At 62.0% G+C, this 6167-nt stretch carries 5 protein-coding genes; 4 read left to right on the top strand and 1 reads right to left on the bottom strand.

Features of this window, described 5'->3' with window-relative positions; translation table 11 throughout:
* Both BJF77_RS20355 and BJF77_RS00155 read left to right on the top strand, forming a co-directional pair.
* A partial coding sequence (locus BJF77_RS20355) for an ImmA/IrrE family metallo-endopeptidase (RefSeq protein ID WP_222844931.1) occupies positions 1-631 on the top strand: 631 nt, incomplete at its 5' end.
* A 223-nt stretch (positions 632-854) separates the two neighbouring features.
* Positions 855-2540, top strand: coding sequence for a DUF262 domain-containing protein (locus BJF77_RS00155; protein WP_075870934.1), 1686 nt, complete (start codon positions 855-857; stop codon positions 2538-2540).
* A gap of 218 nt (positions 2541-2758) precedes the next feature.
* On the opposite strand, the gene BJF77_RS00150 is transcribed toward BJF77_RS00155, so the two are convergent.
* Entirely contained in the window at positions 2759-3301 is a 543-nt protein-coding gene (locus BJF77_RS00150) for a hypothetical protein (protein WP_139318354.1), read from the bottom strand.
* Positions 3302-3578: 277 nt separating this feature from the next.
* Between BJF77_RS00150 and BJF77_RS00145 the strand changes: the two genes are divergently transcribed.
* Positions 3579-4823, top strand: coding sequence for an IS256 family transposase (locus tag BJF77_RS00145; protein ID WP_075870932.1), 1245 nt, complete (start codon positions 3579-3581; stop codon positions 4821-4823).
* 261 nt (positions 4824-5084) lie between these two features.
* A partial coding sequence (locus BJF77_RS00140) for an IS110 family transposase (RefSeq protein WP_075870931.1) occupies positions 5085-6167 on the top strand: 1083 nt, incomplete at its 3' end.

The raw sequence follows: 6167 nt of genomic DNA, 5'->3' as shown, positions 1-6167 counted from the left end.
GTGGCGCATGCCCATTGGGCCGGTCCGCAAACTCAGTCGCTGGATGGATGCAGCGGGTATTGCTGTAGTCGAAGATGACTTGCAGACCCCTCGCATCGATGGATTGTCGCAACGTGTGGGACTATTTCCGGTCGTACTCATAAACCAAGATGTGCCTACGGACAGGAAACGCTTGACAATGGCACATGAACTTGGGCATATCGTTCTGCATTCAGAGTATGCAACTGCTGACATGGAGTCAGAAGCAAATCTCTTTGCAGGCGAGTTTCTGATGCCGGCAACTGCAATCCGTCCTCACCTGAGGTCCTTAAGTACTAGTAAGTTGAGAAGCCTAAAAGCTGAGTGGGGTGTTTCAATGCAGGCTCTGGTTGAGCGTGCGCATCAGTTAGGCGTTATGAATTCAACTGATCGCACGGCCTTTTATAAGAAAATGAGTCGTCTCGGTTGGCGCACACAGGAGCCTGGCTCTGATCTATTGCCACAGGAGGAGCCTCAGCTTCTATCTATGGTGCAAAATCAACTTGAGAATGGTGGTCTTACACAGCACAGTCTGGAAAAACTGAGTGGTGTGCGTGCAAATCGCATTGACTCAGTCTTTAGGGAACGGCATCCCCGTCTTCGTGCTGTCTAGAGCCTAGCTAGCCGAAGGACAAAGTATTAATACTCTGGTGACGCATCAATCGATATGGGCCCCGGTGTGCACTCCGCATATCGGGGCCCTTCTCCGCGAGTCACTAGGGGTGTTTTTACGAGTACCAGAACGCCCTGGTCAATTTAAGCGCGAAATTTAACCAATTTAGTGCCAATGGCTTTTTCGTAAATGACACTGGTCAAATAAGTTTTGAGGAGGACAAATGGGCAAATCAGAGTACAAAGTCAGCGAACTTGTCGCCAAAATTGAGCGCGGCGAATTGCAGCTTCCGGAGATGCAACGCAAGTACGTGTGGACCTCTACCAAAGTTCGCGACCTGCTTGATTCGCTCTACCGCGGCTACCCCTCAGGCGTGATCCTGACATGGCAACCAGCGACTCGAGTAGAGACTCAGGATTTCGCGGTCGCTACTCGATCAGAGGCAAGCGGAACCCCGCTGTTGCTGTTGGACGGGCAGCAGCGGCTCACGTCCCTGTCAGCAGTGTTGCGGGGCGAACCGGTCCAAGTAAAAAGCAGGAAGCGGCCGGTAGAAATCCTTTTCAATCTTGATCACCCGGATGAACTCACTTTCATCACTGAGGTTGATGAATCTTCTGTTGACGACAACGGGTTCGAGGATACGGACGATGTCGAGGACGACCTTATCGCTCGGGCGAACCGACGGGCCTTCGTCGTATCGAGTAACCAAGTTCTAGCACTGCAGAACTGGGTGCGGGTGACCGATGTTTTCACCAAGAACGACGGGGAGATTCTCCAGAACGCTGGCGTGAGCGGCTTCAACGACCCCATGTACGAGAGGTACTCCGCCCGGCTAAAACAACTACGTGCGATTGCGGAATACGAGTACCGGGTGGACATTCTAGAGCCTACAAAATCCTACGAGGAGGTCACGGAAATTTTCGTGCGTGTGAACTCCTTGGGTGCGAAGCTACGCAGCTCGGACCTCGCCTTGGCGCAGATTACAGCTAAGTGGAACGGATCGCTGGCATTGTTCACCGCGTACCAAACGGCGGTGGCCAAAGAGGGATTCGATCTCGACCTCGGGATCCATTTGCGTGCTCTGGTGGCCGTGATCACCGGCCAGTCCCGTTTCCTCACGGTCAGCTCTCTCACGAAGCAGAATCTTGAAGATGGCTGGGGGCGCACAAAGCGTGCGATGCACTTTGCTATCAACTACGTCAAAAGCAACTTCCAGATCGACAGTCCCACGCTTTTGTCTTCGCCATTCCTGCTCGTCGCATTGGCCTATTGGGGGCATCAACGAGACTTCCGTGTCAGCGAAGAGGACGCGGCAACCATGCGGAAGTGGTTCCTCGTCGCGAACGCCAAGGGGAGGTACTCCCACGGATCTAGTGAGTCACTTTTGGACCAAGATCTGGCCGCAATTCGAGCGGGCGGTGGCGGGCAACTCATCCAGCGATTAATGCAGCAGGTCGGACGACTGGATTTCACCCCCGCCGACCTCCTGGGACGAACTTCGCGCAGTGGTGTCTTCAAAACTATGTTTTTGATGTTCAGGGCGGCCGGTGTGCGGGACTGGGCAACCAACCTTCAAATTAGTCCTAAGCATTCTGGTACTGCGGACAAAATCGAATTTCATCACATTTTCCCTAAGGCATACCTCAAGCAGTTTCGATCCGACCTCGATGCCCGCAAAGTTGACGACATTGTCAACCTCGCCTTTATCGGATCCAAGACAAATAAGGAAATCCGCGATAGGGCTCCGCGGGACTACGTCGGTGAGTACCCACCGGAACGGCTGGCAGCACAGCTGATCTGTTTTGACGATAACATTGACGTAGCGGACGAGTTCGATCTTTTCGTCGAACGGCGCCGGAAAGTCCTCGCACGACACCTCAACATGTTTCTCGACGTCGTCCCGGAGTAGGACACTCCAGGCTCCTCATTGCTGGCGGGCTGAGGCCATGACTACAGTCAGTGTTGAAGAGCCCGAAAAGGTGAGCATGGAATTCTGCTGCAACACACTGGAGCTGGCAACTATGTGTCGCGCTGAAGTGTACCCGAACGCCACAGGCGCCTCGCCGGCCGGGTCGGCAAGCTACTTACTGTGCACATGAGTGAAGATGGGTGACTAGAGGTCGTCGCTCACCGATCAGGTCTCCGTCCGGCCAGTGCGGTACGCACCTCGCGCTCCACGTACCGGACCGTCAGGGACCCAGCGTCGTTGTCGCTGACGACCACAGGCATCGCCGTCCAACCGCGGATGCTGCCCGGCACGGAGATGCCGAACAACTCCGCTCGTCCTAGGCTGGCGATGCAGCTCGTGCGGTCTTCGTAGGGGACGAAGACCATCTGATGGCGTTCCGGGTCGGTGAGTGGATCCAAGTTGTACCCGGGGATGATGCGCGCGACCGACTCTTCGATCTTCCGTTGGTACTGCTGCAAGTCGGCGCTGGCCATAGGCGGGTACTCGGCAACGCGACCGTGGCAGATCTTTTGCAGACTTCTTGCCACTTCCGTGTCCGTGAACCACTCGGACGCGGCGGCGTACCCACTGCCGAGGGCGATCTTCGCCGTGAGGCGGGCCCACAGACGGGGATCGAACTCGAGGGTGAAGGAGAACGTCTGCTCACCGAGTTGCTCCACCGTGGCACCGGCCATGGCCTCTTCGATCTGCTGCGGGGTCACGCCCATACGGGCTAGCTGGGCCCGCACCTGCTCGTCGCTCCCGCTCACCATGAGCTTGTCTCCGCGCTCCTGGACCGGTCTCTGCGACTCGAGTTGCGGTGAGCGTAGGTCGGAGGTCACCCTGCGCCCATCTGGCAGGGTTCCCCGTACCTGCTTGAGTTGCGTCCTGCATGGTGGTGTACGGGTAGCCCGGTGAGCGCGTCGTCATAGACGAGGGCGGTCACCGCGTGATCCTTCGAGTGAACCTTCCACAGCACTCTCGAAGAGGACCATCACGATGACCGCTCCTTCCAGTATCGACCCTGCTCAGTTCCTGCACGAGCACCTCGCTCAGGCCTCCCCGGATCTGCTGCGCGAGATGCTCACGACGTTCGTCAACACGCTGCTCTCGGCCGAGGCCGACACGGTGTGCGGGGCCGCCTACGGCGCCTCTTCCCCGGAGCGGGTGAATCAGCGCAACGGCTACCGCCACCGCGACTTCGACACCCGCGCCGGCACCCTCGACGTGGCGATCCCCAAGCTGCGCACCGGCACCTACTTCCCCGAGTGGCTCTTGGAACGGCGTCGCCGAGCCGAGTCCGCCCTGACTTCCGTGGTGGCCACCTGCTACCTGCTGGGGGTCTCGACCCGTCGGATGGACAAGCTGGTGCAGTCGTTGGGCATCACCGGGCTGTCGCGGTCGCAGGTATCGACCATGGCCACCGATCTCGACGAGCACGTGGAGTCCTTCCGCACCCGCCCGCTAGATGCCGGCCCGTACACGTTCGTGGCCGCCGACGCGCTGACGATGAAGGTCCGTGAGGGCGGGCGGGTGGTGAAGGTCGCGGTCATGGTCGCCACCGGCGTCAACGCCGACGGCCACCGCGAGATCCTCGGGGTACAGGCCGCCACGGCCGAGTCCGGGGCCGGGTGGCTCACGTTCTTCCGCGACCTCGTGGCCCGCGGCCTGGCCGGGGTGCGACTGGTGACTTCTGACGCCCACGCCGGGCTGGTGGAGGCCATCGGGGCGACCCTGCCCGGGGCGTCCTGGCAACGGTGCCGCACCCACTACGCGGCCAACCTCATGGCGACCACTCCGAAGAGCAGTTGGCCGGCGGTGAAGGCGATGCTGCACTCCGTCTACGACCAGCCCGACGCCGCCTCGGTGCAGGCGCAGTTCGACAAGCTCCTCGACACCACCCAGGCCCAGCTGCCGGCCGTGCACGCCCACCTCGACGAGGCCAGGACCGACATCTTGGCCTTCACCACTTTCCCGAAGGGACTGTGGCGCCAGATCTGGTCGAACAACCCCAATGAGCGGCTCAACCGCGAGATCCGCCGGCGCACCGACGTGGTCGGGATCTTCCCGGACCGGACCTCGTTGATCCGTCTGGTCGGGGCCGTGCTGGCCGAGCAGCACGACGAGTGGGCCGAAGGCCGGCGCTATTTGGGCCTGGACGTGCTCGCCAAGTCCCGCCTGAACCTCGTCACCACCACCGCCGAACAGGAGGACACCACCGCCCCCGGCGCCCTCAGCGCCTGACCCCACCAGGATCACGCCGATCCTGTACACAGAGATGATGGACGCAGGTTCCGGCGGTGGTGTGGCTCGCCCTTACACCGACGCCCGCAGGGGTTGTCCTCCAGTGGATCTGTCCGCCCCCACCGGGGCCGTGAACCGTATGGCCAGACGGAGCATGACTTGATAGGAGCCTGACCGGGAAGTCGCCCCACCTCTGTGCTGTCTGCCCCATCTGACCGACGGTGACCAGTTGCTCTTCCATCACGGAAAGGATCACCGGTCATGACGATCATGACAGTGCCACCGGCGGCGGCCAACCCTTCTGGGAACACGAACCCGGGACGGTATGCCGGGGTCGACACACACCGCGACACCCACCACGTGGCGGTCGTCGACGAGCTGGGCCGGACCGTGGCCGACCGGCAGTTCGTAGCCACCAACACCGGGTATCGGCAGATCGTGGACTTCCTGCACGACCACGGGCCCGTCCTTGCCGTCGGCGTGGAGGGCACCGGCTCCTACGGAGCCGAACTGGCCCGGATCCTGGCGGCCGCGGGGGTGACCGTGATCGAGGTGATGCGCGCCAACCGCCAGCACCGGCGCCTCAAGGGCAAGTCCGACCCGCTGGACGCCGAGCAGGCCGCGCTCACCGTGGCCGCCGGCCGGGCCACGGTGGTCCCGAAGCAACGCGACGGGCTCGTGGAGTCCTTGCGGATCCTGCTGGCCGAGCGCACCTCGGCGACCAAGGCCCGCACCGCGGTCCTCAACCAGATCCACGCCCTGCTGATCACCGCTCCCGGCGACGTGCGCACCGACTTCCACCGCTATCACGGTCAGAAGCTGATCGACGTGCTCGCTCGCACCCGCCCCGGACCCGGCGATGACCCCGACCAGGTCGCCCGTGCGTCGCTGAAACGCCTGGCGGGCCGCCACCGGGTCCTCACCGAGGAGATCGCCGTTCTGGACGACCAGCTCGCGCAGATCGCGGCCCGACTCAACCCCGCCCTGCTGGCCACCCACGGGGTCGGGCCCGTGGTGGCCGCGACCTTGCTGGCCACCGTCGGGGACAATCCGCACCGGATCGCTACCCAGGCGCAGTTCGCCGCCTTGTGCGGGGTCGCCCCGATCCCGGCCTCCTCCGGACGGACCCACCGGCACCGGCTCTCCCGGGGCGGGAACCGCCAAGCCAACCATGCCTTGCACCGGATCGTGCTGATCCGCATGCGCTTCCGCGAGCCCCGCACCATGGCCTACTTCGCCCGCCGGCGAGCCGAGGGACTGGCCGACCGAGACATCATCCGGTGCCTGAAGCGCCACGTCGCCAACGAAGTCTTCGCTCTGCTCACCCATCCGCCTGCCGATCCC

It is taken from the genome of Kocuria sp. CNJ-770 (assembly GCF_001942375.1).
In the GTDB taxonomy this organism is placed as follows: Bacteria; Actinomycetota; Actinomycetes; order Actinomycetales; family Micrococcaceae; genus Kocuria; species Kocuria oceani.
This window is presented reverse-complemented; position numbering and strand designations above follow the sequence as displayed.